Here is a 26,609-nt window from a genome sequence, read left to right as displayed (position 1 = left end):
ACCAAACTGCAACTTGCGGACGAGCCTAGCACGCGACCGCCCGCGCGCAATAGAGGTCAAGATCACGTCACCCGAATGTTTTAACGTCACCGCCCTCCCGGGCGTGGGGCCGATGCCGGACCGGTGGCGGGCCGATGTCCGACGGGTGTCGAGTCAATGCCGGGGGCCCGGAGAGCCCACTCCATGTCATGAGGGCTAGCCTCGCGATGTGGACAATCCTCGCACCCGGCCGCGCGTCGGACACATTCAGTTCCTGAACTGCATGCCCCTCTACTGGGGGCTCGCGAGAACGGGCACTCTCCTCGACTTCGAGCTGTCGAAGGACACCCCCGAGAAGCTCAGCGAGAAGCTCGTACAGGGAGATCTCGACATCGGGCCGATCACCCTGGTCGAGTTCCTCAAGCACGCCGACCAACTGGTCGCCTTCCCCGACATCGCCGTCGGCTGCGACGGCCCGGTGATGTCGTGCGTGATCGTCTCGCAGGTCCCGCTGGAGCGGCTGGACGGCGCCCGGGTCGCCCTCGGCTCGACCTCGCGCACCTCCGTACGCCTCGCCCAGCTCCTGCTCGCCGAGCGGTACGGCGTACAGCCCGACTACTACACGTGCCCGCCCGACCTCAGTCTGATGATGCAGGAGGCCGACGCGGCCGTCCTGATCGGCGACGCGGCACTGCGCGCGAACATGGTCGACGGGCCCCGCTACGGGCTCGACGTGTACGACCTGGGCGCGCTGTGGAAGGAGTGGACGGGGCTGCCGTTCGTGTTCGCCGTCTGGGCGGCACGCCGCGACTACCTGGAGCGCGAGCCGGTCATCACCCGCCAGGTGCACGAGGCCTTCCTCGCCTCGCGCAACCTCTCCCTGGAGGAGGTCGGCAAGGTCGCCGAGCAGGCGGCCCGCTGGGAGGCCTTCGACGAGAAGACCCTGGCCCAGTACTTCACCACCCTCGACTTCAGCTTCGGTTCCCCGCAGCTGGCGGCGGTCACGGAGTTCGCCCGCCGGGTGGGGCCGACGACGGGCTTCGCGGCGGACGTGAAGGTCGACCTGCTGCAGCCGTGAGGACGCGGCGACAGCCCACTACCCTGCTGACAGGTTCCTGCGTACGGGTGGGACGGGGGAGGGGTGGACGGGGTGGACTCCATACGGCCGCTCGATGCCGACGAGCCCACGGCCGTGGGGCCGTACCGGCTGCTCGGCAGGCTCGGTGCGGGTGGCATGGGCCGGGTCTACCTGGGCCGCAGCGCCGGCGGACGCACGGTCGCGGTCAAGATCGTGCACCCGCACTTCGCGCTGGACGAGGAGTTCCGCGCCAGGTTCCGGCGCGAGGTGCAGGCCGCGCGCCGGGTGGGCGGCGCCTGGACGGCCCCCGTCCTGGACGCCGACCCCGACGCCCGGGTGCCGTGGTCGCCACCGCCTACGTGGCGGGTCCGTCCCTCACGGCGGCGGTCACGCACGGCGGCCCCCTGCCCGCCCGCACCGTACGGGCGTTGGGCGCGGGCCTGGGCGAGGCGCTGGCGGCGGTGCACGAACTGGGCCTGGTGCACAGGGACGTGAAGCCGTCGAACGTCCTCCTCACCCTGGACGGCCCGCTGCTGATCGACTTCGGCATCACCCGGGCGATGGACGGCACGGCCTCCCTCACCTCGACCGGCGTGTCCATCGGCTCGCCCGGCTACATGTCGCCCGAGCAGATCCTGGGCAAGGGCGTCACGGGCGCGGCGGACGTCTTCTCGCTGGGCGCCGTGCTGGCATACGCGGCGACGGGCGAGCCGCCGTTCCGCGGTGACTCCTCGGCGGCGCTGCTCTACAAGGTCGTCCACGAGCCCCCGGAACTGGGCGACTTGGGTGGACGGGGCGGCGATGGCGGCTCGGGCGACCAGGTGCGGGAGCTGGTGGCGGCCTGCCTGGACAAGGACCCCGGCGCCCGTCCGACCCCGGCCGAGGTGGCCCGGCGACTGGCCCCCGAGGGCGGCGCGGCCCGGCTGGTGGCGGGCGGGTGGCTGCCGGGGGAACTGGTCGAGCAGGTGAGCCGGTCGGCGGTGCGGTTGCTGAACCTGGAGGCGGGACAGAACGACACGACGACCGGCCCTGAGTCCGGCCCCGTGGACTTCAGCAGCCCGTCGGTGGGCGGCACCGGACCGGCGGATGCCTGGGCGCCCGGTGCCTCCGGTGCGTCCGGTGCGTCCGGTGCCGGGATGTTCGGGCCGCCGCCGGTGATGCCGGTGCGGCCGGTACTCGCGGAGGTGTCGGACACCTCGGCCGCCCCCGCCCCCTCCTTTGATGCCGTCCCCGGCCCCCGGGACCCGCATCCGCCGACCCAGCCCGCCGGCGGACACCGCCCCGGCAGGCTCTCGGTCTCCGTCGCCGCCACGTCCGGCACGGGGCAGGGCGGCCGGGGGCGCCGGATGAGCTGCACGGTGGCCCTGGCCGTGGCGGGGGCGCTGGCCGCGGTGACCGTCGGATCGGTGTTCGTGCTCGACCTGCTGCCGGGCGGCCCCGGGGGCAGCACCTCCGGCTCCGACGGCGGCGCCCAGTCCGAGGCGCCGCCCCCCGCCGTCCCCACCGCCTACCTGGGCACCTGGGAGGGCCAGGCCGACTCGCGGGAGGGCATCGCCATTCCCCTGGGCACATTCCGGGTGACGGTCAATCAGGCGGAGGCCGGCGAGCAGGTGGCCACACTCCGGCACACCGACATCTTCGGCGGCATCTGCGACGACGTACTCACCCTGAAGCAGGTCACGAAGAAGCGGCTCGTCGCGACCTCCGTCGGCGCCAAGTCCAACCGCGACGTCTGCAACCAGGCCCGCCACACCGTCCACCTCACCCCGACCGGTGACGACCTCGTCTACGAGTCGGACAGCAAGGACTCGGGCAGCCCGAAGGCCCGGCTGTCGAAGATCGAGTAGATGCTTCCCCGCTCCTCCCGGTCGCCGTCCGTCTCCCGGTACCCACCAATGTGTCTGCGTGGGCGAACAACATCGGGCGCAGCACATGCCTCGAGGGCATCACGACGGGGAAGGCCACCGCGGGCTTCCGGAACCGCTTCCGGCACGAGGCGGAAGTCGCCGAGGCGGTGTCCGGCTGCTTCACCGCGCCGGTCGTGGACGCCGACCCGGTGGCGTCGCTGCCGTGGCCGGCGACGTCGTACGTGCTCGGTCCCGATCTCACGGACGTGGTGGCCGCGCTCGGCGCGCTGCCGGAGCGCACGTCCGTGCCCTGACCGCCGGCCTCGCCGCGGCACTGTCAAGAGGTCCATGCGGCGGGCCTGATCCCTCGCGACCTCAAGCCCTCCAATGTCCTGCCGGCCGCCGGCGGTCCCCGCGTCATCGACTTCGGCACAACCCGAGCGGTCGGTCGACGGCACTACGACGGCGTACTCGTCGCCCCTTGACGTGAAGAGCGGCGAGGAGGGCTGGCGGAGGCGGCCGTCACCCTCCTGGTGTCCTGGACGGAGCCGGTCCTCGACGAATCCCCGGAGGCCGTCGTGGACGGCATCGCGCGGGCGCTGTGCTCTGACGCGTGTTCCGAGGCGGCCCAGTTCTGGAACATCCCGAGGATCTGCACACCGTTCACCGTGGATTCGTACGACGGGCACGAGTGCCGGGTGAGCCGCCTCGCATTCCCTCCGGGGTCCGCGGACGAGCCACTTACGGGCGAGTACGAGTGAAGGAAGTGAGGGGTTCGGCCGACTGCTTCGCCACACTCGTGAATTCTGCGACGATCGGCAGGGGAATACGGTTCGTACGCCGCTGGTCACTTCATTCCCCGCGTGCTTTGATCAGGTCGTGCGGTTCGCCGGTAGGTAATCCCGAGTTCGGGAATCCGGCGAAATCCGCCACCGCTCATTGTTGATACGAAGGGAAACGCCCGCCATGAACCTCGTCCCCCAGGTCGCGACCGCCGAAATCTCCGACGCCGATCTGGACTCCATCTCCGGTGGCCAGGCGGGCGTCGGCGCCGCCGCGAACCCCGGTCTCGGTGTCCACGCCGAGGCCGGCGACATCGGGGTCACCGCGGGCCTGGGCGCCTCCGTCTCCCCCGAGGGCCTCTCGGCGGTCGGCGGCCTCGCCGTCGCCCAGTACTGACAGAACACGCGCCGTGGGCCCCGGTTCCAGCCTGGAACCGGGGCCCACGGCGCGTCTGCGGCGCGATGTGCACAGGCACGGGGGACGCTATTCGATCGCTCTTGCCGCCCCGTTCATCCTTGATCTTCACCTTGTCCTTGACCTGCTCGGCGAGTTCGTCGCCGAGTTGCTGGGTGATGTCCTCGCGGCCGTCCTCCCAGTTCGCCTCGAATCGGCGAGGGCGTCATTGACGCTGCCGTCGCCGATGTCGTCCTTGTGGGAATCGAAGAGCTTCTTGGTGTGATTCAGCCGCGTCTTGAGCGACCGCAGCCGACGCCCGTAGTCCTCCACCTCACTCAGCGGGAGCGCGAGGTCGCTCTTGCCCATGGCCCGGAGCCCTCTCTTCGGATCGGATCAGACGAAGCGGAAGGTACTGCTCACGGCGCCGTAGAGGTCGTGGAAATGCCCTCGGCCTCGAGTGTCTCCATGCGCCGCTCGACGGAGAGTGGCGAGACCGCGTGGTCCAGCGGCCACATGCTCGACGAACTCCCTTGGCGGGGTCACGCGACGGCCGTGCACGTGGTCCGACCAGGCGAGTTGCCGCACCCGTCCTCCGTCATGCCGGCCTCGGTCTGACTGATCTGTGCCGAGTCCGTACCGAGCAGGGCCGGCGAGAGGAGGGGCGTGTCGAGAAGAGCGCCGAAACGACCCTTCGGATCCTGGAGTGACGGGGATCCCGGTGCCTGAGGGGGTTGGGGAGCGGGGCCGGCCTGCTCCGACCTGGACCGGCTCGAGGCCTGGGCGCAACGGGCGGTGCACGCGAGCAGGGCAGAGGACCTGTTCGTTGACGGGACCTGACGCGGAGAGCGCGGGGTGGAGGAGGAGCGGACCTCGTGGAAGCTCGCCGTACATCTGGCACGAGAACGCGCGCCGTTCGCGGCTGGAGGCAGCGGAGCGGTGCTTCACGGAAGGTTTCGAGCAGGGCCGCCGGGAGAGGCTCGCGCAGAGCATCGTCCTGCGGCTGTTCTACCGGCGTGGGATCGACGCACCGGAATCGGTGCGGCGGAAGGTGCGGGCCAGCAGGGATCCGGACGAGCAGGAACGCCGGCGTTCGCCGGCCTACGAGGTACGGGGCCCGGAAGCGTTGTTCTGTGCCGAGGGCTGATGCCGTTTGCTCCGCCCGTGCCCTCCCAGGAGATTTGTCAGGTGATGCCGGCCGTCAGCCGGTACGGGTCGCCGTTTGTGGTGCGGAGGCAGCCGATGCCGCAGTGTGCGGCGGGCCACGGATGTTCCCCCTGATATCGGCTGTGCGTAACGGGAACGAAGTCGGCGGGGGCAGGACGAGGGGACTCGAGAGGAGCCGGAGGGGTGTGCGGGAAGTGTGGCGTGGGCAGGGTGAAGCTGCCCTTCGACGGGGCCGGTGCGAGTCAATAGGATCTTTGTAGGCTCAGTGCACCCTTCATCACCTGATCCCGTCTCACTCCACGCCGTCACCGTGACTCCTCCCATACCCCACACCCCACGACCCGGGACACCCGCCATGCCACGACGCCGTAGTTCAAGCTCGTCCAGCGTGACGGGAGACCGCAGCGTCGCCCGCGGGCTGCCGCCGCGCACCGAGGCGCCGCTCGACGAACTGTTGCCGACCTGGCGCGACGCCCTCGCGGCCGCGGGATGAGCGAGCTTATGGACCTTCCGGTGCCGCCGGTCGCGGTCGTCGTCCTGGTCGCCGCGCTGTGGGGTGCGGTGACGGGTGCGTTGCTGCCCCGCGCGGTGTACCGGTTCGCCGTCCCGACGGGGGAGGAGTGGCGCGCGCGGTGCCCCGAGGGACATCCGCTGCGAGGGTGGCTCGGACCGGCACGGTGCGCACCGTGCGCCCCGCGCGCAGAGGGTGCCCCGCGCGGAGGTGGGAAGGGGACTGCCGGGAGGGCGTACGGCGCCGGGCCCGCCGTCCCCGCAGCCGTCACCGCGCTCGTGTGCGCCGCCCTCGCCGCCGCCACCGGCACGCGGCCCGAGGCGGGCGTCTGGCTGCTGCTCGTGCCCGTCGGAGTCCTGCTGGCCGTCGTCGACTTCCGGGTCCAGCGGCTGCCCGACCCGCTCACCCTTCCGTTCGCCGCGGCCGCCCTCGCCCTGCTCGGCCTGGTCACCCTCGTCCCCGAGCACGCGGGCGAGTGGACGACCGCCCTGCTGGGCGCCCTCGCGCTCGGCGCCGGCTACTTCGTCCTGTTCCTCATCAACCCGGGCGGCATGGGCTTCGGAGACGTGAAGCTCGCCCTCGGCGCGGGGGCCGTCCTCGGCTGGTACGGCTGGCCCACCGTGATGCTCGGCACCTTCGCCGGGTTCCTGTTCGGGGCGCTGTACGGCGGTGCCCTCGTCGTCGCGCGGCGGGCGGGGCGCAGGACGGCCATCCCGTTCGGGCCGTTCCTGATCGCCGGCGCGTTCGCCGGGCTGCTGATCGGCGCGTACACGGCCTGACGCCGGGGTATGTGCACCGGGTGCGGGTACGCCGCGGGCCGGTGCGGGTACGGCCTGACGTCGGATGCCGTGGACCGCTGGCGTAGGCTGATTCAGCCCGTCCACAACCCTTACGAACCTTACGAAAGGGACGCCCGGTGACCGAGAAGGCCGACCTTCAGCCCATCCTCGACCGTGCTGCCGCAGGCGGGCGGATCACCCCGGAAGAGGCGCTCGACCTCTACCGCGACGCCCCGCTGCACGCGCTGGGCGCCGCCGCCGACGCCGTACGCCGCCGCCGGTACGCCGGGACCGAGCACATCGCGACGTACATCATCGAGCGCAACATCAACTACACGAACGTGTGCGTCACGGCGTGCAGGTTCTGCGCCTTCTACGCCGCGCCCAAGGACACCGCCAAGGGCTGGACCCGCGACCTCGACGACATCCTGCGGCGCTGCGCCGAGACCGTCGAGCTCGGCGGCACGCAGATCATGTTCCAGGGCGGCCACCACCCGGACTACGGCGTCGAGTACTACGAGAAGCACTTCGCGGCCATCAAAAAGGAGTTCCCGCAGCTCGTCATCCACAGCCTGGGGGCGAGCGAGGTCGAGCACATGGCCCGGATCTCGAAGGTGTCCGTCGAGGAGGCCATCACGCGCATCCACGCGGCCGGGCTCGACTCCTTCGCCGGCGCCGGCGCCGAACTGCTGCCCGCGCGGCCGCGCAAGGCCATCGCCCCGCTGAAGGAGTCCGGTGAGCGCTGGCTGGAGATCATGGAGATCGCGCACGGGCTGGGCGTCGAGTCGACGTCCACCATGCTGATGGGCACCGGCGAGACCAACGCCGAGCGCATCGAGCACCTGCGCATGATCCGGGACGTGCAGGACCGCACGGGCGGCTTCCGCGCCTTCATCCCGTACACCTACCAGCCCGAGAACAACCACCTGAAGGGCCGCACCCAGGCCACGATCTTCGAGTACCTGCGGATGATCGCCATCGCCCGGCTGTTCTTCGACAACGTCGCCCACATCCAGGGCTCCTGGCTGACCACGGGCAAGGAGATCGGCCAGCTCTCGATGCACTACGGGGCGGACGACCTCGGCTCGATCATGCTGGAGGAGAACGTGGTCTCCTCCGCCGGTGCCAAGCACCGCTCCAACCGCCTGGAGATCATCGACCTCATCCGCCGGGCCGGTCGGGTGCCCGCCCAGCGGTCGACCACGTACGAGCACCTCGTCGTGCACGACGACCCGGCGAACGACCCCGTCGACGACCGCGTGGCCTCCCACATCTCCTCCACGGCGATCGAGGGCGGCACGGCCCACCCGGAGCTGAAGCTCCTCGCCTCCCACTAGGGCCCACGTGCCGACACTCCACGTCGCCGAGCTGCTGGTCCCGGGGGATCGGCGGCCGTCCGTGCCGCACGGAGCGGTGCTCGTCGACGGGCTGACGGTCGCTGCCGTCGGCCCCTACGAACAACTGGCGGCCGCGCATCCCACCGCACGGATCCGGCGCTGGCCGGGGCTGCTCACCCCGGGGCTGCTGAACCCGCACGGCCCCGAACTGCTGGAGCAGGCCTACCACCCCGATCCGCGCGAGGCCGATGAACTGGGCACCGCACCGCTCGTGGGGAAGGCGCTCGCGGCGCTGCCCATGACCGACGCCCGCTGGGGCGCGAGCGCGCGGCGGGGGGTGCAGCGGATGCTGGCACACGGAACCGTCGCCGTGGCCGGGGAGCTGCGGCGGGCCGCTGTGGTGGCTGCCGTGCGCCGGGCCGGGCTGAGCGTCACGTTCCCGCGCGCCGCGCCCGGGACTCCTTCCGACGGGTCGCCGACCCTCGATCCGCTGGCCGGGCGGCGGCCGTCGGAGGCGATGGTGACGCCGTTCCCGGGCGAGGGCACGACGGCGACGTTCGCCGTGTTCGACGTCGCCGACGAGGCCGCGCTGGGCGAGCGCGGTGCCGTCACCTGCGTGGCGACCGTCGTCGCGGGGCGGCTGGTGTACCGGCGCCGCTGAATCGCGCGGCGGGGCGGTGGGTGCCGTGGGCCCGCCGGGACCGTACTGCCACAATGGGCCCGTGACCCGCGCATCCCTGGACAAGCAGCCGCACGAAGTCGCCTCGATGTTCGACGACGTGGCGGAACGGTACGACCTGACGAATGACGTGCTGTCGCTCGGCCAGGACCGGATCTGGCGCAAGGAGGTGGCGAAGGCGGTCGACGCGCGTCCCGCGCAGAAGGTCCTGGACCTGGCGGCCGGTACGGGCACGTCCTCGGAGCCCTTCGCGCAGGCCGGTGCCTACGTCGTCCCCTGCGACTTCTCCCTCGGCATGCTCCGGGTCGGCAAGCAGCGCCGGAACTGGCTGCCCTACACCGCCGGCGACGCGACCCGGCTGCCGTTCAAGGACGACGTCTTCGATGTCGTCACCATCTCCTTCGGGCTGCGCAACGTCCAGGAGACGGACGCCGCGCTGCGCGAGATGCACCGGGTGACCCGGCCCGGCGGGCGGATCGTCATCTGCGAGTTCTCGCACCCCACATGGGCGCCGTTCCGCACCGTCTACACCGAGTACCTGATGCGCGCACTGCCGCCGGTCGCGCGGTCGGTGTCGTCGAACCCCGACGCGTACGTCTACCTCGCCGAGTCCATCCGGGAGTGGCCCGACCAGCCCGCCCTGGCCGCGCGGCTGCAGGGCGCCGGCTGGACGAAGGTGGCGTGGCGCAACCTCACGGGCGGTGTGGTCGCGCTGCACCGGGGCTTCAAGGCCGGCTGAGGAGGGCCGCGTAAGGGGTGATCGGCGCATTCGGTTCGTCCAGTTCGCGCGGGAGACCGCCGCCGGGCGGTACAGGTCCGCGCGGCTCGCGCACCCCTCCTCCACCGTCCCCCTCACCGAAGTCGAACCACACATGGACCAGGGAGTCCCGTGGCACCTCGACGCCGGGCTGCGGATACTGGCGTACGACGTAGTCGACGACGGTGAGGTGAAAGGCCGGCCGGTCCGGCGCGTCGAGGAACAGGCCGTGCGCACGGGCGGACTCGCGCGCGTCCACGGCCATCAGGCCGACCAGGCGCGGCACGCGCACTTCCGGTGTCCTGTCCGATGTCCTGGGTGCCACACGCACGGACGTCACCCCCCAGCGGTACCGGCAGGGTAGACCCGGCCACGCGCCGGCAGGAAGCAATACGTGGCCATCTGTGACAATCAGTCACATTGCGTAGTGGAAATGGTGGTTCACGCTTCCGGTTTCAGAGGGTCAGCCGGTAGCGTGCCCCTCCCGGCGCGAGACCCGGGTCGTGGAGGTCTCGGTGAGGCGCATGCCGAGCCGCTGGGTGACCGCGGTCGAGCGGGTGTTGCGGGCGTCGACCATGGCGACCACGTCCGGCACGCCCGTGGTGCGCACCCGCTCCAGCGTCTGCCGTGCGGCCGCGGTCGCGTAGCCCCTGCCCCAGTGCTCCCGGCCGAGACGCCGGCCGCTCTCGATCTCGCCCGTCGGGTCCCAGTCCTGTTCCCACGGCTGGGCGCCCGTGAAGCCGATGACGCGGTCCGTCTCGTCGACCATGGTCCACAGGCGGAAACCGCGCTCGGCGTCGTGCCGCCGCTGGCGGGCGGTGAGCTCCCCCTGGACCGGCAGCTCCGCGGCCTCGCCGCCGTGGAACTCCATGACGTCCGGATCGGCGAAGACCCGGTGCCGGGCGAAGGCGTCCTCGTGGGTGGGGACGCGGAGCCGTGCAGCGGGCAGAGCTCGGTCCGCGGAGGCGGCCCTTCGGTCGGGTGTCAATTCCGCTGCATAGACTGCCCGTGTCCAGTGCCCGTCGGCACGCAGATTTCGAACTTGGGGAGATCCCGCCGTGACCGAGCCCCTCTCCGACAACACCGCCGATGTGATCGTTGTGGGCGCGGGGCCAGCCGGCTCCACCACCGCGTACCACCTGGCCAGGTCCGGTCTCGACGTGCTCCTGCTGGAGAAGACCGAGTTCCCGCGGGAGAAGGTCTGCGGCGACGGCCTCACCCCGCGCGCCACGAAGCAGCTCGTCGCGATGGGCATCGACATCTCCGAGGAGGCGGGCTGGCTGCGCAACAAGGGCCTGCGCATCCTCGGCGGCGGTGTCCGCCTCCAGCTCGACTGGCCGGAGCTCGCCTCGTTCCCCGACTACGGCCTGGTCCGCAAGCGCGACGACTTCGACGAGCAACTCGCCCGGCAGGCCCAGAAGGCCGGCGTGCGGCTGTACGAGCGCTGCAACGTGGGCGCGCCGATCCTCGACGACCGCACCGGCCGCATCACCGGCGTGAAGGCCAAGCTCGGCGAGGAGAAGCGGGAAGTCACCTTCCACGCCCCGCTGGTGGTGGCCGCCGACGGCAACTCCACGCGGCTGTCCCTGGCGATGGGGCTGCACCGCCGCGAGGACCGCCCGATGGGTGTCGCGGTCCGCACGTACTTCACCTCGCCCCGCCACGACGACGACTACCTGGAGTCCTGGCTGGAGCTGTGGGACCGCCGCGGCCCGCAGGACCGGCTGCTGCCCGGCTACGGCTGGATCTTCGGCATGGGCGACGGGACGAGCAACGTCGGCCTCGGTGTGCTCAACACCTCGGACTCCTTCAAGGAGCTGGACTGGCGCGAGGTCCTGAAGGCGTGGTGCGCCTCGATGCCCGAGGACTGGGGCTACACCCCGGACAACATGACCGGCCCGATCCGCGGTGCCGCGCTCCCGATGGCCTTCAACCGCCAGCCGCACTACACGCGCGGGCTGTTGCTCGTCGGTGACGCGGGCGGTCTGGTGAACCCCTTCAACGGCGAGGGCATCGCCTACGCCATGGAGTCCGCGCAGATCGCCGCCGAAGTCATCGTCCAGGCGCACGCCCGGGCGACGCCGGCCCAGCGGGAGATCGCCCTCCAGCGTTACCCGCGCGTCCTGAAGGACACCTACGGCGGCTACTACACGCTCGGCCGTGCGTTCGTGAAGCTCATCGGCAACCCGAAGATCATGCAGATCGCCGCCCAGCGCGGGCTGACGCACCCGATGCTGATGAAGTTCACCCTGAAGCTGCTCGCCAACCTGACGGACCCGACGGGCGGCGACGCGATGGACCGCATCATCAACGGTCTGAGCAAGGTGGCGCCGAAGGCGTGACGCGTCCCGCGCGCGGGAGCCGTGAGGGGCGCCGTGGGCGGCCGGGGCCGGAGGGACGGGCTCTCGGCCGTCGGCGCGTGTTCGAGGCACTGTGAGGGGCCGCCACGGCGCCACACGCCGCTCAGTCGATGCGATGTCACCCCGTCAACGCACACCACCGGGTGACGATTCGGGCATGCGGGCCATTTTGGCCGGGGTGAGCGGGGCGCGCGAACGGGAGGGCCGCTGCCACCGAATGGCAGCGGCCCTTCGGCCCGTGCGAACGGGGAGCCGTGTGAACCGAACCCGTGCGGACCCGATCCGTCCGTATGGGCGTGGCTCAGAGCACGCGCACGGCACCCGACGCGGGGTAGCCGGAGAGATCCTGGATGACGACGCCCTTGGACGGGTTGGCGGCGTCCAGGTACTGGCCGTTACCGATGTAGACGCCCGTGTGGTACGCGGAACCCTTGCCGCCCCAGTACAGGATGTCGCCGACCTGGAGGTTGGACAGCGAGACGTCGGTGCCGACGGTCGACTGGTCCTGCGAGACGCGCGGGAGGTCGACGCCGACCTGGCGGAACGCGGCCTGCACCAGGCTGGAGCAGTCCCAGGCGTTGGGGCCCGTGGCGCCCATGACGTAGGCGTCGCCCACCTGCGCCTTGAGGAAGGAGACGACGGTCGCGACGCTGCCGCCGCCGGCCGGCGCGGAGACGTTGGCCGCGGTGGCCGTCGTGCTCGTGGCGCCCGAGTCGGTGGTGAGGGTGGCGCGCTCCGCGTCGCGCGTGGCGCGCTCGGCGGCGGCCTCGCGGGCCTCCTCGGCGGCCTTCTTCTTCGCCTCGGCCTTCTTCTTGGCTTCGGCGAGGTCGGCCTTCGCCTCCTTGGCGGCCTCGGCCGCGGCGGCGTCACGCTCGGCCTGCAGTTGGTAGTTCGCGGCGGCCTGCTGGGTGACCTGTGCGGACTGGGCGACCTGAGTGGACAGGTCGGCCGTCAGGGTGGGCAGTTCGAGGGTCTGCGTCACCGGCTCGGCGGCGTTCGCCGCCGACGCCCCGGCCACTGCCAGGGTGCTGAGAACACCACTGGCGACTCCGGCCCGCATCGCCATCGTGGACGGCGCGGTGCGGCGGGGTTTCCGGTGGCTGCGTATGTGAGCGGTGTGGGACATGGGAACAACCGGTACCAGGGGCTCCTTCATATCTACAAGAAACGTGTGCTGCGCCACAGTTGTTCAATGGTGGCCCCGAACCCCGGGCGTGTCGTTCTTTATTGACGCCGTAACGGACATTGCGGACGGGCCGTAATGGGCTCGTGATCACGGTCTTTCCTCTTTATGTCTGGATTGCCCCGCACCTACCATCGCTTGAAACGATTGGCCAAGCCCCCTGCTCGTGTCGCCTCGACGGATGTGGCGGAGGTCACGGAACGGTCACCCGTCCCGACGCGTCCGGAATGTGTGCCGCGGCGGGGTTGTGGTCGGTTGCGGTGAGATCACGGTCGGGTCTCGTCCGGATCGCGGCCGGATCGCGGTCGGGTCTCGTCCGGATCGCGGCGTCGGACTTCGTGAACGCGTGCACGCGTCCACATCGCGCCTCGCGTCCCCCTGATGTGTGAACGCGTCCTCTAACAAGAGATCGGGTCCAGCGCCAATTTGCACGCGGAAGAATCTTCTTGATATTGAGGCGACCCCTCTGACCTGCACCGACGTGGCAAATTGTCACTTCTGGTGACCGCGCGGACGCTTCGCGTGTGAAGATCACCGCTCATCCGGCTTCATGATCGTTCGTCAGGTGGTGGAGATCACAAAGCTTTGGCAATACCCCGTGTCGCAGATCACAGACCTGCGGGCATAGGATGCGGAGCGGTTGGGCTTGTGACCCGCTTCACATGTTCTCGATCTTCGCCGGGGCGGGCGTGGTTCGCGGGACGTGTGGGGCGCAAGTGAGCCCGACTCGCCAGCAGTCAGTGCCGACTGAGAGGAGCGAGGAGCGGTGAACGCGTATGCGCCCATCCTCGTACTGGGAGCCCTCGGGGCAGGCTTTGCGATCTTCTCCGTGGTCATGGCCACGCTGATCGGTCCGAAGCGGTACAACCGCGCCAGGCTCGAGGCCTACGAGTGCGGTATCGAGCCGACCCCCACGCCGGCCGGCGGCGGGCGCTTCCCCATCAAGTACTACCTGACGGCGATGCTCTTCATCGTCTTCGACATCGAGATCGTCTTCCTCTATCCCTGGGCGGTCAGCTTCGACGCGCTGGGGATTTTCGGGCTCGTGGAGATGCTGCTCTTCGTGCTCACCGTCTTCGTCGCATACGCGTACGTATGGCGGCGGGGCGGCCTGGAATGGGACTGAAGGGCCTTTGACCATGGGACTCGAAGAAAAGCTGCCGAGCGGATTCCTGCTGACCACCGTCGAGCAGGCCGCGGGCTGGGTGCGCAAGTCATCCATGTTCCCCGCCACGTTCGGACTCGCCTGCTGTGCCATCGAGATGATGACCACCGGTGCCGGCCGCTACGACCTGGCGCGTTTCGGCATGGAGGTCTTCCGCGGCTCGCCGCGGCAGGCGGACCTGATGATCGTGGCCGGCCGGGTCAGCCAGAAGATGGCGCCGGTGCTGCGGCAGGTCTACGACCAGATGCCGAACCCCAAGTGGGTGATCTCCATGGGGGTCTGCGCCTCCTCGGGCGGCATGTTCAACAACTACGCGATCGTCCAGGGCGTCGACCACGTCGTCCCGGTCGACATCTATCTCCCCGGCTGCCCGCCCCGGCCCGAGATGCTGATCGACGCCATCCTCAAGCTCCATCAGAAGGTCCAGAGCTCCAAGCTCGGTGTGAACGCCGAGGAAGCGGCCCGTGAGGCGGAGGAGGCGGCGCTCAAGGCGCTGCCCACCATCGAGATGAAGGGGCTGCTGCGATGAGTGACGCGAAGAACACCGCGGGTGACGGTGGCGTGAACCCCGAGAAGGACCTCTCCGCGGAAAACCTCCCCGGGCAACGCGGCGAGGGCGGTGAGGAGATCCGCGTCCAGCGCGGCATGTTCGGCGCCAACAACGGCGGCGACACCTCCGGTTACGGCGGTCTGGTCCGCTCGGTCCGGCTCCCGGGACCGTCGAACCGCCCCTACGGCGGCTGGTTCGACGAGGTCGCCGACGAACTGGAGGGCGCGCTGGAGGAGCAGGGCCTGCTTCCCCAGAACGCAATCGAGAAGACGGTCGTCGACCGCGACGAACTCACCTTCCACATCGAGCGGGAACACCTGGTCCGGGTCGCGACGACCCTGCGGGACGACCCCGCGCTGCGTTTCGAACTGTGCACCGGCGTCAGCGGCACCCACTACCCGAACGACAAGGGCCGCGAACTGCACGCCGTGTACCACCTGCGTTCGATCACCCACAACCGGTTGATCCGCCTGGAAGTCAGCGCCCCCGACAACGACCCGCGCATCCCGTCGCTGGTCTCCGTCTATCCGACGAACGACTGGCACGAGCGCGAGACGTACGACTTCTTCGGCATCGTCTTCGATGGTCACCCGGCCCTGACGCGGATCCTGATGCCGGACGACTGGCAGGGCCACCCGCAGCGCAAGGACTACCCCCTCGGCGGCATCCCCGTCGAGTACAAGGGCGCCCAGATCCCGGCTCCGGACCAGCGGAGGTCGTACTCATGAGCACTCCCAACCCGTCGCCCGGCCACCACCCCTCATCGAGCCCCTCCGGGACCACCTCTTCGACGGCATCCGCGGCGTCCGCCGCCTCGGCGCGCGAGACCACGGAAGGCACCGTCTACACCGTCACCGGCGGCGACTGGGACGAGGTCGTCCAGACGGCGGGCCGCAGTGACGACGAGCGCATCATCGTCAACATGGGCCCGCAGCACCCGTCCACGCACGGCGTGCTCAGGCTGATCCTGGAGATCGACGGCGAGACCGTCTCCGAGGCCCGCTGCGGCATCGGCTACCTCCACACCGGCATCGAGAAGAACCTCGAGTACCGGACCTGGACCCAGGGCACCACGTTCGTGACGCGCATGGACTACCTGACGCCGTTCTTCAACGAGGCGGCGTACTGCCTCGGCGTCGAGAAGCTCCTCGGCATCGAGGACCAGATCCCCGACCGCGCCTCGATCATCCGCGTGCTCCTGATGGAGCTGAACCGACTCTCCTCCCACCTGGTGTGCATCGCAACCGGAGGCATGGAACTCGGCGCCACCACCATCATGATCTACGGATTCCGTGATCGTGAACTCATTCTCGACGCCTTCGAGCTCGTCACGGGCCTCAGGATGAACCACGCGTACATCCGCCCCGGCGGGCTCGCCCAGGACCTGCCGCCCGGCGCGGTGGACCAGATCCGCGAGCTCGTGAAGACGCTGCGGAAGAACCTCCCGGAGTACGACGCGCTCGCCACCGGGAACCCGATCTTCAAGGCCCGCATGCAGGACGTCGGCTACCTGGACCTGGCCGGCTGCATGGCCCTCGGGGCCACCGGCCCTGTCCTGCGCTCCACCGGCCTGCCGCACGACCTGCGCAAGGCGCAGCCGTACTGCGGGTACGAGACGTACGACTTCGAGATCCCCACCGCGGACACCTGCGACTCCTACGGCCGCTTCCTGATCCGGCTGGAGGAGATGCGGCAGTCGCTGCACATCGTCGAGCAGTGCCTGGACCGGCTCCAGCCCGGACCGGTCATGGTCGCCGACAAGAAGATCGCCTGGCCCGCCCAGCTCGCCATGGGTCCGGACGGACTGGGCAACTCCCTCGACCACATCAAGCAGATCATGGGCACCTCCATGGAGGCCCTGATCCACCACTTCAAGCTGGTCACCGAGGGTTTCCGCGTGCCGCCGGGACAGACGTACACGGCGGTCGAGTCGCCCAAGGGCGAGCTCGGGGTGCATGTCGTCTCCGACGGCGGCACCCGTCCCTACCGGGTCCACTTCCGCGACCCGTCCTTCACCAACCTGCAGTCCATGGCGGCGATGTGCGAGGGCGGCCAGGTCGCCGACGTCATCGTCGCCGTGGCATCCCTCGACCCCGTGATGGGAGGCGTCGACCGGTGACCACCTCATCTTCGGAGCGGGGCGTCAGTCTGGGCATGCCCCAACTGCCCGCGCCCGCCTACCCGGACGACGTCCGGGCCCGGCTGGAGACCGACGCGCGCGAGGTCATCGCCCGCTACCCGGACTCCCGGTCCGCTCTCCTGCCGCTGCTGCACCTCATGCAGTCGGAGGAGGGCCATGTCACGCGCACCGGAATGCAGTTCTGCGCGGACATGCTCGGCCTGACCACGGCCGAGGTCACCGCCGTCGCCACCTTCTACAGCATGTACCGGCGCCGGCCGAGCGGTGACTACCAGGTCGGGGTGTGCACCAACACCCTGTGCGCCGTCATGGGCGGCGACGCCATCTTCGAGGAGCTCCAGGAGCACCTCGGCCTCGGCAACGGCGAGACCACCGACGACGGCAAGGTCACCCTCGAACACATCGAGTGCAACGCGGCCTGCGACTTCGCACCCGTCGTGATGGTCAACTGGGAGTTCTTCGACAACCAGGACCCGCAGAGCGCCAAGCGCCTGGTCGACGACCTGCGGGCCGGCCGCCCGGTCTCGCCCACGCGCGGGGCGCCGCTGTGCACGTTCAAGGAGACCGCCCGGATCCTGGCCGGTTTCCCCGACGAGCGGGAGGGGGCCGTCGAGGCCACGGGAAGCGCGGGACCCGCTTCCCTGGCCGGCCTGAAGCTGGCCAAGGGGGAGGCCGCCCCGCGCGCGTGGTGCACCCGCGCGGCGAGGCGCCCACGGACACCCCGCCGCACGACCCGTCGCCGGTGGAGCACCTCAGCTCGCACGACGCGCCGCAGGACACATCGGCCTCCGATCCGGCCCACCCGTCGCCCACCACCACCCGTGACGGAGAGGCTCCGCCCCGCCCCTCCGGTTCGGCCGGACCCGTCGCCGAGGAGGGGGAGTGATGACCTTGGCACCCGAACTCAAGGACATCGGCCCGGAGAAGCTGCTCGCACCCGTGCTGTCGGCCTTCTGGGACGAGGACGAGTCCTGGACCCTGGACGTCTACAAGAGGCACGAGGGATACGAGGGGCTTCGCAAGGCACTCGCCATGTCACCAGACGACGTCATCGCGTACGTCAAGGAGTCCGGTCTGCGCGGGCGCGGCGGCGCCGGCTTCCCGACGGGAATGAAATGGCAGTTCATTCCCCAGGGAGACGGAAAACCACACTATCTAGTTGTCAACGCCGACGAGTCGGAGCCCGGAACGTGCAAGGACATTCCGCTCCTCTTCGCGAACCCGCACAGCCTCATCGAGGGCATTGTCATCGCCTGTTACGCCATCAGGTCGTCCCATGCCTTCATTTACCTGCGCGGTGAAGTCGTCCCCGTGTTGCGGCGGTTGCACGAGGCCGTGCGCGAGGCCTACGCGGCGGGCCTGCTCGGCGAGAACATCCTGGGCAGTGGACTCGACCTCGAACTCACCGTGCACGCGGGCGCCGGCGCGTACATCTGCGGTGAGGAGACCGCACTGCTCGACTCGCTCGAAGGCCGCCGTGGTCAACCGCGGCTCCGTCCCCCCTTCCCTGCCGTCGCGGGCCTCTACGCGTGCCCGACTGTGGTGAACAACGTCGAGTCGATCGCCTCGGTTCCCGCCCTCATGAACCGGGGCAAGGAATGGTTCCGCTCGATGGGGAGCGAGAAGTCACCCGGCTTCACCCTCTACTCCCTCAGCGGCCACGTCGCACGCCCCGGCCAGTACGAGGCGCCGATGGGCATCACGCTGCGCCAGCTGCTCGACATGAGCGGCGGCATGCGGCCGGGGCACCGCCTGAAGTTCTGGACGCCGGGCGGCTCCTCGACGCCGTTGCTCACCGAGGAGCACCTCGACGTCCCCCTGGACTACGAAGGGGTGGGCGCCGCCGGTTCCATGCTCGGCACGAAGGCGCTCCAGTGCTTCGACGAGACGACCTGTGTCGTACGGGCCGTCACCCGCTGGACCGAGTTCTACGCCCATGAGTCCTGCGGCAAGTGCACGCCGTGCCGCGAAGGGACGTACTGGCTCGTGCAGCTGATGCGCGACATCGAGGCCGGCAAGGGCCGGATGTCCGACCTCGACAAGCTGAACGACATCGCCGACAACATCAACGGCAAGGCTTTCTGCGCCCTCGGCGACGGCGCCGCCTCGCCGATCTTCTCCTCGCTGAAGTACTTCCGTGAGGAGTACGAGCAGCACATCACGGGCCGTGGCTGCCCGTTCGACCCGGCCAAGTCGACGGCCTGGGCCGACCGTACGGAGGTGCACGCATGACTGTGACCACCAGCTCTCCCTCCGGTGGGGGAGAGGCGGCGGTCCCGCCCGAGGACCTCGTGACGCTGACGATCGACGGCGTCGAGATCAGCGTGCCCAAGGGCACCCTGGTCATCCGGGCCGCCGAACAGCTCGGCATCGAGATCCCCCGGTTCTGCGACCACCCACTCCTCGACCCGGCCGGCGCCTGCCGCCAGTGCATCGTCGAGGTCGAGGGCCAGCGCAAGCCCATGGCCTCCTGCACCATCACCTGCACCGACGGGATGGTGGTGAAGACCCACCTCACCTCGCCCGTCGCGGAGAAGGCCCAGCACGGGGTGATGGAACTGCTGCTCATCAACCACCCGCTGGACTGCCCGGTCTGCGACAAGGGCGGCGAGTGCCCGCTGCAGAACCAGGCGATGTCGCACGGCAACCCCGAGTCCCGCTTCGACGGAAAGAAGCGGACCTACGAGAAGCCCGTCCCCCTCTCCACACAGGTGCTGCTCGACCGTGAGCGGTGTGTGCTGTGTGCCCGCTGCACCCGGTTCTCCAACCAAATCGCCGGCGACCCGATGATCGAGATGGTCGAGCGGGGCGCGCTCCAGCAGATCGGCACCGGCGAGGGCGATCCCTTCGAGTCGTACTTCTCCGGCAACACCATCCAGATCTGCCCGGTCGGCGCGCTCACCTCGGCGGCCTACCGGTTCCGCTCCCGCCCCTTCGACCTGGTCTCCTCGCCGTCGGTGTGCGAGCACTGCTCCGGCGGCTGCGCCACCCGCACCGACCACCGGCGCGGCAAGGTCATGAGGCGGCTCGCCGCCGACGACCCCGAGGTCAACGAGGAGTGGGTGTGCGACAAGGGGCGCTTCGGGTTCCGGTACGCGCAGCAGCGGGACCGGCTGCGGACCCCGCTCGTGCGCAATGCCGAGGGTGAGCTGGAGCCTGCCTCCTGGCCCGAGGCGCTGCAGATCGCGGCCCAGGGACTGCTGGCCTCCCGGGGCAGCACCGGCGTCCTGACCGGCGGCAGGCTCACCGTCGAGGACGCCTACGCGTACAGCAAGTTCACGCGCGTGGCGCTCGACACGAACGACATCGACTTCCGCGCGCGCGTGCACAGCGCGGAAGAGGCCGACTTCCTCGCCGCGCGCGTCGCGGGTCGCGGACATGACCTCGCGGGCGCCTCCCGGGCGGACTCCGGGGCGGACGCGGGCGTCACGTACACGTCACTGGAGAAGGCACCCGCCGTCCTGCTGGTCGGGTTCGAGTCGGAGGAGGAGGCGCCCGGCGTCTTCCTGCGGCTGCGCAAGGCGTGGCGCACCCACGGGCAGCGGACCTTCGCCCTGGCCACGTACGCCACACGCGGCCTGGAGAAGGCCGGCGGCACGCTGCTGCCGGCGGCTCCCGGCACCGAGACCGAATGGCTGGACGCGCTCGCGAGCGGCGTCGGCCTGGAGGGCGACGGGGCCAGGGCGGCCGAAGCGCTGCGGACCGAGGGCGCGGTGATCGTCGTCGGTGAGCGGCTCGCCGCCGTCGAGGGCGGCCTGACCGCCGCCGTACGGATCGCCACCGCGACCGGCGCCCGGCTGGTGTGGATCCCGCGCCGGGCCGGGGAGCGGGGCGCCGTCGAGGCGGGCGCGCTGCCGTCGCTGCTGCCGGGCGGGCGCCCGGCGACCGACCCCCGCGCGCGTGCGGAGGTCGCCGCCGTCTGGGGCGTCGCCGCTCTCCCGCACCGCTACGGCCGGGACACCGGCGAGATCGTCGAGGCCGCGGCGACCGGCGAGCTGCAGGCGCTGCTGGTCGCGGGCGTGGAGATCGCCGACCTGCCCGACCCCGCACGCGCGCGTGCGGCACTCGTCGAGGCCGGGTTCGTGGTCTCACTGGAGCTGCGGCCCAGCGAGGTCACCGAACGCGCCGACGTGGTGCTGCCGGTCGCCGCCGTCGTCGAGAAGGCCGGCGCCTTCCTCAACTGGGAAGGCCGGGTGCGGCCCTTCGAGTTGGCGCTCAAGCCCGACCAGATGACCCGCCCTCTCCCGCCGACCGACGCGCGCGTGCTGCAGATGCTGGCCGACGCCATGGACGTGCACCTGGGCCTGCCGGACCTGCGCACGGTACGCGCGGAGCTCGAGCGGCTCGGCTCCTGGGACGGCCCGTGGGCCACCGAACCGCTGCAGACCGCGGGCGCGCTGCCCCGGCCGGCCGCCGGGGAGGCGGTGCTGGCCGGACACCGGCTGCTGCTGGACCAGGGCCTTCTGCAGCAGGGCGACGAGGCGCTCGCCGGCACCCGGCACGCCGCGTACGCGCGCGTGTCGGCCGCCACGGCCGCCGAGGTCGGCGTCAAGGACGGCGACCCGATCGCGGTGACCGGCATCGCCGGAACGGTCGAACTTCCCCTGAGCGTCACCGAGATGCCCGACCGCGTGGTGTGGCTCCCGCTGAACTCCGTGGGCGGCGGTGTCGCCTCCGACACCGGGGCGCTGCCCGGCTCCCTCGTCCGTATCGGCCCGGCGGCACTCGCCGGCGAAGCCCCCAAGGAGGTGGAGGCATGAGCCTGTACTTCGCCGCTGAAGACCTCTCGATGTTCGGCCGCGACCCCTGGTGGCTGGTCGCCGTCAAGGCGGTGTTCTGCTTCGCCTTCCTCATGGTGACGGTGCTGATCGCCATCGTGATGGAACGCAAGATCGTCGCCTGGATGCAGCGGCGCATCGGCCCCAACCGGAACGGCCCCTGGGGCATGCTCCAGTCGCTCGCCGACGGCGTGAAGCTGATGCTCAAGGAAGACGTCGTCGTCAAACGCGCGGACAAGGCGGTGTACGTCCTCGCGCCGATCGTCGCGGCCGTTCCGGCCTTCATGGCGATCGCGGTGATCCCCTTCGGGCCGTCCGGCAACGAGATCTCGATCTTCGGCCAGCGGACCACGATGCAGCTCACCGACCTGCCGATCGCGCTGCTCTACATCCTCGCGGTCGCCTCGATCGGCATCTACGGCATCGTCCTGGCGGGCTGGAGCTCCGGGTCCACCTACCCGCTGCTGGGCGGTCTGCGCTCCTGTGCGCAGATGATCTCCTACGAGATCGCCATGGGCGCCGCGTTCGCCTCCGTGTTCCTCTACTCGGGGTCGATGTCGACATCGGCGATCGTCGAGCAGCAGGCCGACCGCTGGTACATCCTGCTGCTGCCGGTCTCCTTCCTCATCTACATCGTCACGATGGTCGGCGAGGTCAACCGCGCCCCCTTCGACATGCCGGAGTCCGAGGGCGACCTGGTCGGCGGCTTCAACACCGAGTACTCGTCGATCAAGTTCGCGATGTTCATGCTCGCCGAGTACATCAACATGGTGACCGTCTCGGCCGTCGCCACCACCCTCTTCCTGGGCGGCTGGCGCGCTCCGTGGCCGATCAGCACCTTCTGGGAGGGCGCGAACCACGGCTGGTGGCCGATGCTCTGGTTCATCGTCAAGGTCCAGCTGCTGCTGTTCATGTTCGTCTGGCTGCGCGGCACGCTCCCGCGGGTCCGCTACGACCAGCTGATGAAGCTCGGCTGGAAGGTCCTGATCCCGGTCTCCCTGGTGTGGCTGATGCTCGTCGCCACGGTGCGGGCCCTGCGGAACGAGAACTACGGCTTCACCGACATCGCCCTCTACATCGCCGCAGCCGTCCTCGCCCTGCTGGTGCTGTCCTTCGTCGCCGACATGTTCCGGGCGAAGGGCAAGGAGGCCGAGCGACCCGGCGAGACCCCGGCCGCCTTCGATCCGATGGCGGGTGGATTCCCCGTACCGCCGCTGCCCGGACAGGAGCTTCCGCCGGTGCCGCGACGCCCCTCACGCCAGGAGCGGGAGCTCGTTGTCAGTGGTGGGCCCGATACTCAGAGTGACGGATCTCTGGATGGAAAGGAGGCGTCCGATGGCTGAGGAACCCAAGGAGGCCGGGCAGACGAATCCTGGTTTCCTGAACCCGGTGGCCGGCTTCGGCGTGACCTTCAAGGCCATGTTCAAAAAGCGGCTGACCGAGCAGTACCCCGAGCAGCAGAAGACCACGGCCCCGCGCTTCCACGGCCGGCACCAGCTCAACCGCCATCCGGACGGCCTGGAGAAGTGCGTCGGCTGTGAACTGTGCGCCTGGGCCTGCCCCGCCGACGCGATCTACGTCGAGGGCGCGGACAACACCGACGAGGAGCGCTACTCGCCCGGCGAGCGGTACGGCCGCGTCTACCAGATCAACTACGCCCGCTGCATCCTGTGCGGCCTGTGCATCGAGGCGTGCCCCACGCGCGCGTTGACGATGACCAACGAGTTCGAGCTGGCCGACTCCAGCCGCGCCAACCTCATCTACACCAAGGAGCAGCTGCTCGCCGGTCTGGAGGAGGGCATGGTGGACAGCCCGCACGCCATGTACCCGGGCACCGACGAACAGGACTACTACCGGGGCCTGGTGACCGAGGCGGCGCCCGGCACGGAGCAGCAGGTCGCCCACTCCAAGGGGGAGGTCGTGCAGGAGGCGACCTCGACCTTCGGCGAGGACGAACCGGCGTCGGAGAAGGTGATCCGGGGATGACTGCGTACACCGAGTACCTCGCCGCCTACTCCACCTCCACCGGAGAGGCCGTCCAGTTCTGGACCCTCGGCACGATCGCCGTGATCGGCGCCCTGTGCACCATTCTGATGCGGCGGGCCGTGCACAGCGCGCTCTGCCTGGCCGGAACCATGATCATCCTGGCGGTGTTCTACCTCGCCAACGGCGCCTACTTCCTGGGCATCGTCCAGATCATCGTCTACACCGGCGCGATCATGATGCTGTTCCTGTTCGTGGTGATGCTGGTCGGCGTCACCGCGGCGGACTCCCTGAAGGAGACCATCAAGGGCCAGCGCTGGCTGGCCCTGCTGTGCGGGCTCGGCTTCGGCATCCTGCTGGTCGGAGGAATCGGCAACGCCTCGCTCCAGGAGTTCAACGGCATCGGCCGGGCGAACGCGAACGGCAACGTGGAGGGCCTCGCGGCCATCCTCTTCACCAGGTACGTGTTCGCCTTCGAGATCACCGGCGCCCTGCTCATCACGGCCGTCGTCGGCGCCATGGTGCTCACCCACCGCGAGCGCACCGAGCGTGCCCGCACCCAGCGGGAGCTGGCCGAACAGCGCGTCCGCGAGGGCAAGCACCTTCCGCCGCTGCCGGCCCCGGGTGTGTACGCCCGGCACAACGCGGTGGACATCGCGGGACTGCTGCCCGACGGCACACCGTCCGACCTCACCGTCAGCAAGACGCTGCGCGACCGCGGTCAGATCCGGGACGTGTCGCAGGAGGCGCTCAACGACCTGCGGGCGCTGGAGCGGCGCGCGGAGGAGCGGCTTGAGCGCACGGCGATCGAGCCGGCGTTCAAGTCGGCGTACGAGCGGGCCGAGGAGGCATCGAAGTGAACCCGGTCAACTACCTGTACCTCGCTGCCCTGCTGTTCACGATCGGCGCCACCGGTGTGCTCATCCGGCGCAACGCGATCGTCGTCTTCATGTGTATCGAGCTCATGCTCAACGCCTGCAACCTCGCGTTCGTCGCCTTCTCCCGTATGCACGGCAACCTCGACGGCCAGATCATCGCCTTCTTCACGATGGTCGTTGCCGCGGCGGAGGTCGTGGTCGGGCTGGCGATCATCGTGTCCCTGTTCCGTTCCCGCCACTCGGCCTCGGTCGACGACGCCAGCCTGATGAAGCTGTGAGGGGTCGCTGAATCGTGGAGAATCTGATTGCGCTGCTGGTGGCGGCGCCCCTGCTCGGAGCGGTGGTCCTGCTGTGCGGCGGCCGTCGGCTGGACGCCGTCGGTCACTGGATCGGCACGCTGCTCGCCGCCGCGTCCTTCGTGATCGGCGTCGTCCTCTTCGCCGACATGCTGGGCAGCGCCGCCGACGACCGCACCTTGACACAGCATGTGTTCAGCTGGATCCCGGTGGAGGGCTTCCAGGCAGACGTCGCCTTCCAGCTCGACCAGCTGTCGATGACGTTCGTCCTGCTGATCACCGGCGTCGGCTCGCTCATTCACCTGTACTCGATCGGGTACATGGAGCACGACGAACGGCGTCGGCGCTTCTTCGGCTACCTGAACCTGTTCCTCGCGGCGATGCTGATCCTCGTGCTCGCCGACAACTACCTGCTGCTGTACCTGGGCTGGGAGGGCGTCGGTCTCGCCTCCTACCTGCTGATCGGCTTCTGGCAGCACAAGCCCAGCGCCGCGACCGCGGCGAAGAAGGCATTCCTGGTCAACCGTGTCGGCGACATGGGTCTGTCGATCGGGATCATGCTGATGTTCCTGTGGTTCGGCACCTTCGCCTTCGGGCCGGTGCTCGGCAACCACGAGGAGGCCGGGCTCGCGGGCGCCGCCGGTGAGGGCAAGCTCACCGTGATCGCCCTCATGCTGCTGCTCGCGGCCTGCGGCAAGTCCGCCCAGGTGCCGCTGCAGTCCTGGCTCGGGGACGCGATGGAGGGCCCGACCCCGGTCTCGGCCCTGATCCACGCCGCGACCATGGTCACGGCGGGCGTGTACCTGATCGTCCGCTCCGGTGCCCTCTTCAACGGTGCCCCCGACGCGCAGCTGGTCGTCACCATCGTCGGCGCGGTCACGCTGCTGTTCGGTGCGATCGTCGGTTGCGCGAAGGACGACATCAAGAAGGCGCTGGCCGGTTCGACGATGTCGCAGATCGGCTACATGGTGCTCGCGGCGGGCCTCGGCCCCATCGGCTACGTCTTCGCGATCATGCACCTGGTGACGCACGGCTTCTTCAAGGCCGGCCTGTTCCTCGGCGCCGGCTCGGTCATGCACGGCATGAACGACGAGGTCGACATGCGCCGCTACGGCGGACTGCGCAAGTACATGCCGGTCACGTTCCTCACCTTCGGCCTCGGCTACCTCGCCATCATCGGCTTCCCTGGCCTGTCCGGCTTCTTCTCCAAGGACAAGATCATCGAGGCGGCCTTCGCCAAGGGCGGCACCGAGGGCTGGATCCTCGGCGGCGCGGCCCTGCTGGGCGCCGCCATCACCGCGTACTACATGACGCGTGTGATGCTGATGACGTTCTTCGGCGAGGAGCGCTGGCGCAACGCCCCGACGCCGTCCCCGGCCGCACCCGACGTGGAGCCCGCCGCCGAGACCCTCGGCGAGTACACCCCGCCGCACCCGCACGAGTCGCCGAAGAGCATGACCATCCCGATGATCGTGCTCGCCTTCGGTTCCGTGTTCGCCGGCGCGGTCTTCGGCATCGGCGACCGGTTCCTGCACTGGCTGGAGCCCATCACCGGGTACGACCACGGTCACGCGCCGATCAGCCCCCTGACGGTCACGCTGTCCACGGTGGCCGTGATGGTCATCGGCGTGGCGATCGCCTGGGGCCAGTATGGGCGCCGCCCGGTTCCGGCCGTCGCCCCGCGCGGGTCGCTGCTCACCCGGGCCGCCCGGCGCGACCTGCTCCAGGACGACTTCAACCACGTGGTCCTGGTGCGCGGTGGCGAGCACCTCACGCGCTCCCTGGTGTACGTCGACCACACCCTGGTCGACGGGGTCGTCAACGGGACGGCGGCCTCGTTCGGCGGTCTGTCCGGACGGATGCGCAAGCTGCAGAACGGCTTCGCGCGGTCGTATGCGGTCTCGATGTTCGGCGGCGCGGCAGTCCTGGTCGCCGCGACCCTGCTGATGAGGGCGGTCTGATACCG

General features: G+C 70.0%; 24 protein-coding genes and 3 pseudogenes. 23 read left to right on the top strand and 4 right to left on the bottom strand.

All coding sequences use genetic code 11. From position 1 onward, the window contains the following. The first annotated feature begins 208 nt into the window (after positions 1-208). The 5 genes and pseudogenes from WJ438_RS17640 to WJ438_RS17620 all read left to right on the top strand — a co-directional run bounded on the left by WJ438_RS17640 (position 209) and on the right by WJ438_RS17620 (position 4,083). The gene (locus tag WJ438_RS17640) at positions 209-1,057 is read left to right on the top strand and encodes a menaquinone biosynthetic enzyme MqnA/MqnD family protein (RefSeq protein ID WP_406726106.1); all 849 of its coding nucleotides are present in this window, start codon (positions 209-211) and stop codon (positions 1,055-1,057) included. An 81-nt stretch (positions 1,058-1,138) separates the two neighbouring features. Continuing rightward, positions 1,139-2,904 (top strand): annotated as a pseudogene (locus WJ438_RS17635) (serine/threonine-protein kinase). Between the two features lie 50 nt (positions 2,905-2,954). Then, the gene (locus tag WJ438_RS17630; RefSeq protein WP_406726105.1) at positions 2,955-3,218 is read left to right on the top strand and encodes a hypothetical protein; all 264 of its coding nucleotides are present in this window, start codon (positions 2,955-2,957) and stop codon (positions 3,216-3,218) included. Positions 3,219-3,437: 219 nt separating this feature from the next. Continuing rightward, positions 3,438-3,665 carry a hypothetical protein gene (locus WJ438_RS17625; RefSeq protein WP_406726104.1) on the top strand — a complete coding sequence of 76 codons (228 nt, stop codon included), beginning with the start codon at positions 3,438-3,440 and terminating at the stop codon, positions 3,663-3,665. Positions 3,666-3,870: 205 nt separating this feature from the next. Further along, a complete protein-coding gene (locus WJ438_RS17620; RefSeq protein ID WP_406726103.1) occupies positions 3,871-4,083 on the top strand; it encodes a hypothetical protein in 213 nt (70 codons plus the stop codon). 91 nt (positions 4,084-4,174) lie between these two features. On the opposite strand, the pseudogene WJ438_RS17615 reads toward WJ438_RS17620, so the two are convergent. Further along, positions 4,175-4,449 (bottom strand): annotated as a pseudogene (locus tag WJ438_RS17615) (hypothetical protein); the annotation flags it as partial. A 457-nt stretch (positions 4,450-4,906) separates the two neighbouring features. On the opposite strand from WJ438_RS17615, the gene WJ438_RS17610 reads away from it, so the two are divergent. From WJ438_RS17610 to WJ438_RS17590, 5 genes are all read left to right on the top strand, one after another. Beyond that, on the top strand, positions 4,907-5,227 hold the full coding sequence (locus WJ438_RS17610; protein ID WP_406726102.1) for a hypothetical protein: 321 nt from the start codon (positions 4,907-4,909) through the stop codon (positions 5,225-5,227). A 509-nt stretch (positions 5,228-5,736) separates the two neighbouring features. After that, positions 5,737-6,537, top strand: coding sequence for a prepilin peptidase (locus WJ438_RS17605; RefSeq protein ID WP_406726101.1), 801 nt, complete (start codon positions 5,737-5,739; stop codon positions 6,535-6,537). Positions 6,538-6,674: 137 nt separating this feature from the next. Next, a complete protein-coding gene (gene mqnC, locus WJ438_RS17600; protein ID WP_406726100.1) occupies positions 6,675-7,874 on the top strand; it encodes a cyclic dehypoxanthinyl futalosine synthase in 1,200 nt (399 codons plus the stop codon). Positions 7,875-7,881: 7 nt separating this feature from the next. Beyond that, complete coding sequence (locus WJ438_RS17595; RefSeq protein ID WP_406726099.1) at positions 7,882-8,535, top strand: imidazolonepropionase-like domain-containing protein; 654 nt, start codon at positions 7,882-7,884, stop codon at positions 8,533-8,535. A gap of 61 nt (positions 8,536-8,596) precedes the next feature. Further along, positions 8,597-9,292 carry a demethylmenaquinone methyltransferase gene (locus WJ438_RS17590; RefSeq protein WP_406726098.1) on the top strand — a complete coding sequence of 232 codons (696 nt, stop codon included), beginning with the start codon at positions 8,597-8,599 and terminating at the stop codon, positions 9,290-9,292. Here the strand turns inward: WJ438_RS17590 and WJ438_RS17585 are convergent. Together WJ438_RS17585 and WJ438_RS17580 are read right to left on the bottom strand one after the other, a co-directional pair. Then, the gene (locus WJ438_RS17585) at positions 9,279-9,602 is read right to left on the bottom strand and encodes a PASTA domain-containing protein (RefSeq protein WP_406726097.1); all 324 of its coding nucleotides are present in this window, start codon (positions 9,600-9,602) and stop codon (positions 9,279-9,281) included. The two genes, WJ438_RS17590 and WJ438_RS17585, sit on opposite strands and share 14 nt — an antisense overlap. Positions 9,603-9,773: 171 nt before the next feature. Further along, the gene (locus WJ438_RS17580; RefSeq protein ID WP_406726096.1) at positions 9,774-10,298 is read right to left on the bottom strand and encodes a GNAT family N-acetyltransferase; all 525 of its coding nucleotides are present in this window, start codon (positions 10,296-10,298) and stop codon (positions 9,774-9,776) included. Positions 10,299-10,368: 70 nt separating this feature from the next. On the opposite strand from WJ438_RS17580, the gene WJ438_RS17575 reads away from it, so the two are divergent. Then, positions 10,369-11,652, top strand: a complete 1,284-nt coding sequence (locus tag WJ438_RS17575; RefSeq protein WP_406726095.1) for a geranylgeranyl reductase family protein — start codon at positions 10,369-10,371, stop codon at positions 11,650-11,652. Positions 11,653-11,971: 319 nt separating this feature from the next. On the opposite strand, the gene WJ438_RS17570 is transcribed toward WJ438_RS17575, so the two are convergent. Next, entirely contained in the window at positions 11,972-12,826 is an 855-nt protein-coding gene (locus WJ438_RS17570; protein WP_406726094.1) for a C40 family peptidase, read from the bottom strand. A 793-nt stretch (positions 12,827-13,619) separates the two neighbouring features. On the opposite strand from WJ438_RS17570, the gene WJ438_RS17565 reads away from it, so the two are divergent. From WJ438_RS17565 to nuoL, 12 genes and pseudogenes are all read left to right on the top strand, one after another. Beyond that, entirely contained in the window at positions 13,620-13,979 is a 360-nt protein-coding gene (locus tag WJ438_RS17565; RefSeq protein ID WP_055570452.1) for an NADH-quinone oxidoreductase subunit A, read from the top strand. Between the two features lie 13 nt (positions 13,980-13,992). Further along, the gene (locus WJ438_RS17560) at positions 13,993-14,547 is read left to right on the top strand and encodes a NuoB/complex I 20 kDa subunit family protein (protein WP_406726093.1); all 555 of its coding nucleotides are present in this window, start codon (positions 13,993-13,995) and stop codon (positions 14,545-14,547) included. Then, the gene (locus tag WJ438_RS17555; RefSeq protein WP_406726092.1) at positions 14,544-15,296 is read left to right on the top strand and encodes an NADH-quinone oxidoreductase subunit C; all 753 of its coding nucleotides are present in this window, start codon (positions 14,544-14,546) and stop codon (positions 15,294-15,296) included. Before WJ438_RS17560 ends, WJ438_RS17555 begins: the two co-directional genes overlap by 4 nt. Continuing rightward, positions 15,293-16,687 carry an NADH-quinone oxidoreductase subunit D gene (locus tag WJ438_RS17550; RefSeq protein WP_406726091.1) on the top strand — a complete coding sequence of 465 codons (1,395 nt, stop codon included), beginning with the start codon at positions 15,293-15,295 and terminating at the stop codon, positions 16,685-16,687. The genes WJ438_RS17555 and WJ438_RS17550 overlap by 4 nt, the downstream gene beginning before the upstream one ends. Further along, a pseudogene (gene nuoE, locus WJ438_RS17545) lies at positions 16,684-17,594 on the top strand (NADH-quinone oxidoreductase subunit NuoE). The gene WJ438_RS17550 and the pseudogene nuoE overlap by 4 nt, the downstream one beginning before the upstream one ends. After that, positions 17,594-18,940 (top strand): NADH-quinone oxidoreductase subunit NuoF, encoded by a 1,347-nt coding sequence (nuoF, locus tag WJ438_RS17540; protein ID WP_406726090.1) that lies wholly within the window; start codon positions 17,594-17,596, stop codon positions 18,938-18,940. Before nuoE ends, nuoF begins: the two are co-directional and overlap by 1 nt. Continuing rightward, complete coding sequence (locus tag WJ438_RS17535) at positions 18,937-21,468, top strand: NADH-quinone oxidoreductase subunit G (RefSeq protein ID WP_406726089.1); 2,532 nt, start codon at positions 18,937-18,939, stop codon at positions 21,466-21,468. Before nuoF ends, WJ438_RS17535 begins: the two co-directional genes overlap by 4 nt. Continuing rightward, positions 21,465-22,829, top strand: coding sequence for an NADH-quinone oxidoreductase subunit NuoH (nuoH, locus tag WJ438_RS17530; protein ID WP_406726088.1), 1,365 nt, complete (start codon positions 21,465-21,467; stop codon positions 22,827-22,829). Before WJ438_RS17535 ends, nuoH begins: the two co-directional genes overlap by 4 nt. After that, positions 22,822-23,472 (top strand): NADH-quinone oxidoreductase subunit NuoI, encoded by a 651-nt coding sequence (gene nuoI / locus WJ438_RS17525; protein WP_406726087.1) that lies wholly within the window; start codon positions 22,822-22,824, stop codon positions 23,470-23,472. The genes nuoH and nuoI overlap by 8 nt, the downstream gene beginning before the upstream one ends. Next, complete coding sequence (locus WJ438_RS17520) at positions 23,469-24,329, top strand: NADH-quinone oxidoreductase subunit J (RefSeq protein WP_406726086.1); 861 nt, start codon at positions 23,469-23,471, stop codon at positions 24,327-24,329. The genes nuoI and WJ438_RS17520 overlap by 4 nt, the downstream gene beginning before the upstream one ends. Beyond that, on the top strand, positions 24,326-24,625 hold the full coding sequence (nuoK, locus tag WJ438_RS17515) for an NADH-quinone oxidoreductase subunit NuoK (RefSeq protein ID WP_003974374.1): 300 nt from the start codon (positions 24,326-24,328) through the stop codon (positions 24,623-24,625). The genes WJ438_RS17520 and nuoK overlap by 4 nt, the downstream gene beginning before the upstream one ends. Before the next feature lie 14 nt (positions 24,626-24,639). Then, positions 24,640-26,604 carry an NADH-quinone oxidoreductase subunit L gene (gene nuoL / locus WJ438_RS17510; RefSeq protein WP_406726085.1) on the top strand — a complete coding sequence of 655 codons (1,965 nt, stop codon included), beginning with the start codon at positions 24,640-24,642 and terminating at the stop codon, positions 26,602-26,604. Positions 26,605-26,609 lie beyond the last annotated feature (5 nt).

It is taken from the genome of Streptomyces sp. GD-15H (assembly GCF_045291515.1).
Classification (GTDB): Bacteria; Actinomycetota; Actinomycetes; order Streptomycetales; family Streptomycetaceae; genus Streptomyces.
This window is presented reverse-complemented; position numbering and strand designations above follow the sequence as displayed.

Bases quoted from the DNA above. Each gene is read 5' to 3' on its own strand.
- WJ438_RS17620 (WP_406726103.1), top strand. From the start codon at position 3,871: ATGAACCTCGTCCCCCAGGTCGCGACCGCCGAAATCTCCGACGCCGAT.
- WJ438_RS17605 (WP_406726101.1), top strand. From the start codon at position 5,737: ATGAGCGAGCTTATGGACCTTCCGGTGCCGCCGGTCGCGGTCGTCGTC.
- WJ438_RS17570 (WP_406726094.1), bottom strand. From the start codon at position 12,826: ATGAAGGAGCCCCTGGTACCGGTTGTTCCCATGTCCCACACCGCTCAC.
- WJ438_RS17560 (WP_406726093.1), top strand. From the start codon at position 13,993: ATGGGACTCGAAGAAAAGCTGCCGAGCGGATTCCTGCTGACCACCGTC.
- WJ438_RS17555 (WP_406726092.1), top strand. From the start codon at position 14,544: ATGAGTGACGCGAAGAACACCGCGGGTGACGGTGGCGTGAACCCCGAG.
- WJ438_RS17550 (WP_406726091.1), top strand. From the start codon at position 15,293: ATGAGCACTCCCAACCCGTCGCCCGGCCACCACCCCTCATCGAGCCCC.
- nuoF (WP_406726090.1), top strand. From the start codon at position 17,594: ATGACCTTGGCACCCGAACTCAAGGACATCGGCCCGGAGAAGCTGCTC.
- WJ438_RS17535 (WP_406726089.1), top strand. From the start codon at position 18,937: ATGACTGTGACCACCAGCTCTCCCTCCGGTGGGGGAGAGGCGGCGGTC.
- nuoH (WP_406726088.1), top strand. From the start codon at position 21,465: ATGAGCCTGTACTTCGCCGCTGAAGACCTCTCGATGTTCGGCCGCGAC.
- nuoI (WP_406726087.1), top strand. From the start codon at position 22,822: ATGGCTGAGGAACCCAAGGAGGCCGGGCAGACGAATCCTGGTTTCCTG.
- WJ438_RS17520 (WP_406726086.1), top strand. From the start codon at position 23,469: ATGACTGCGTACACCGAGTACCTCGCCGCCTACTCCACCTCCACCGGA.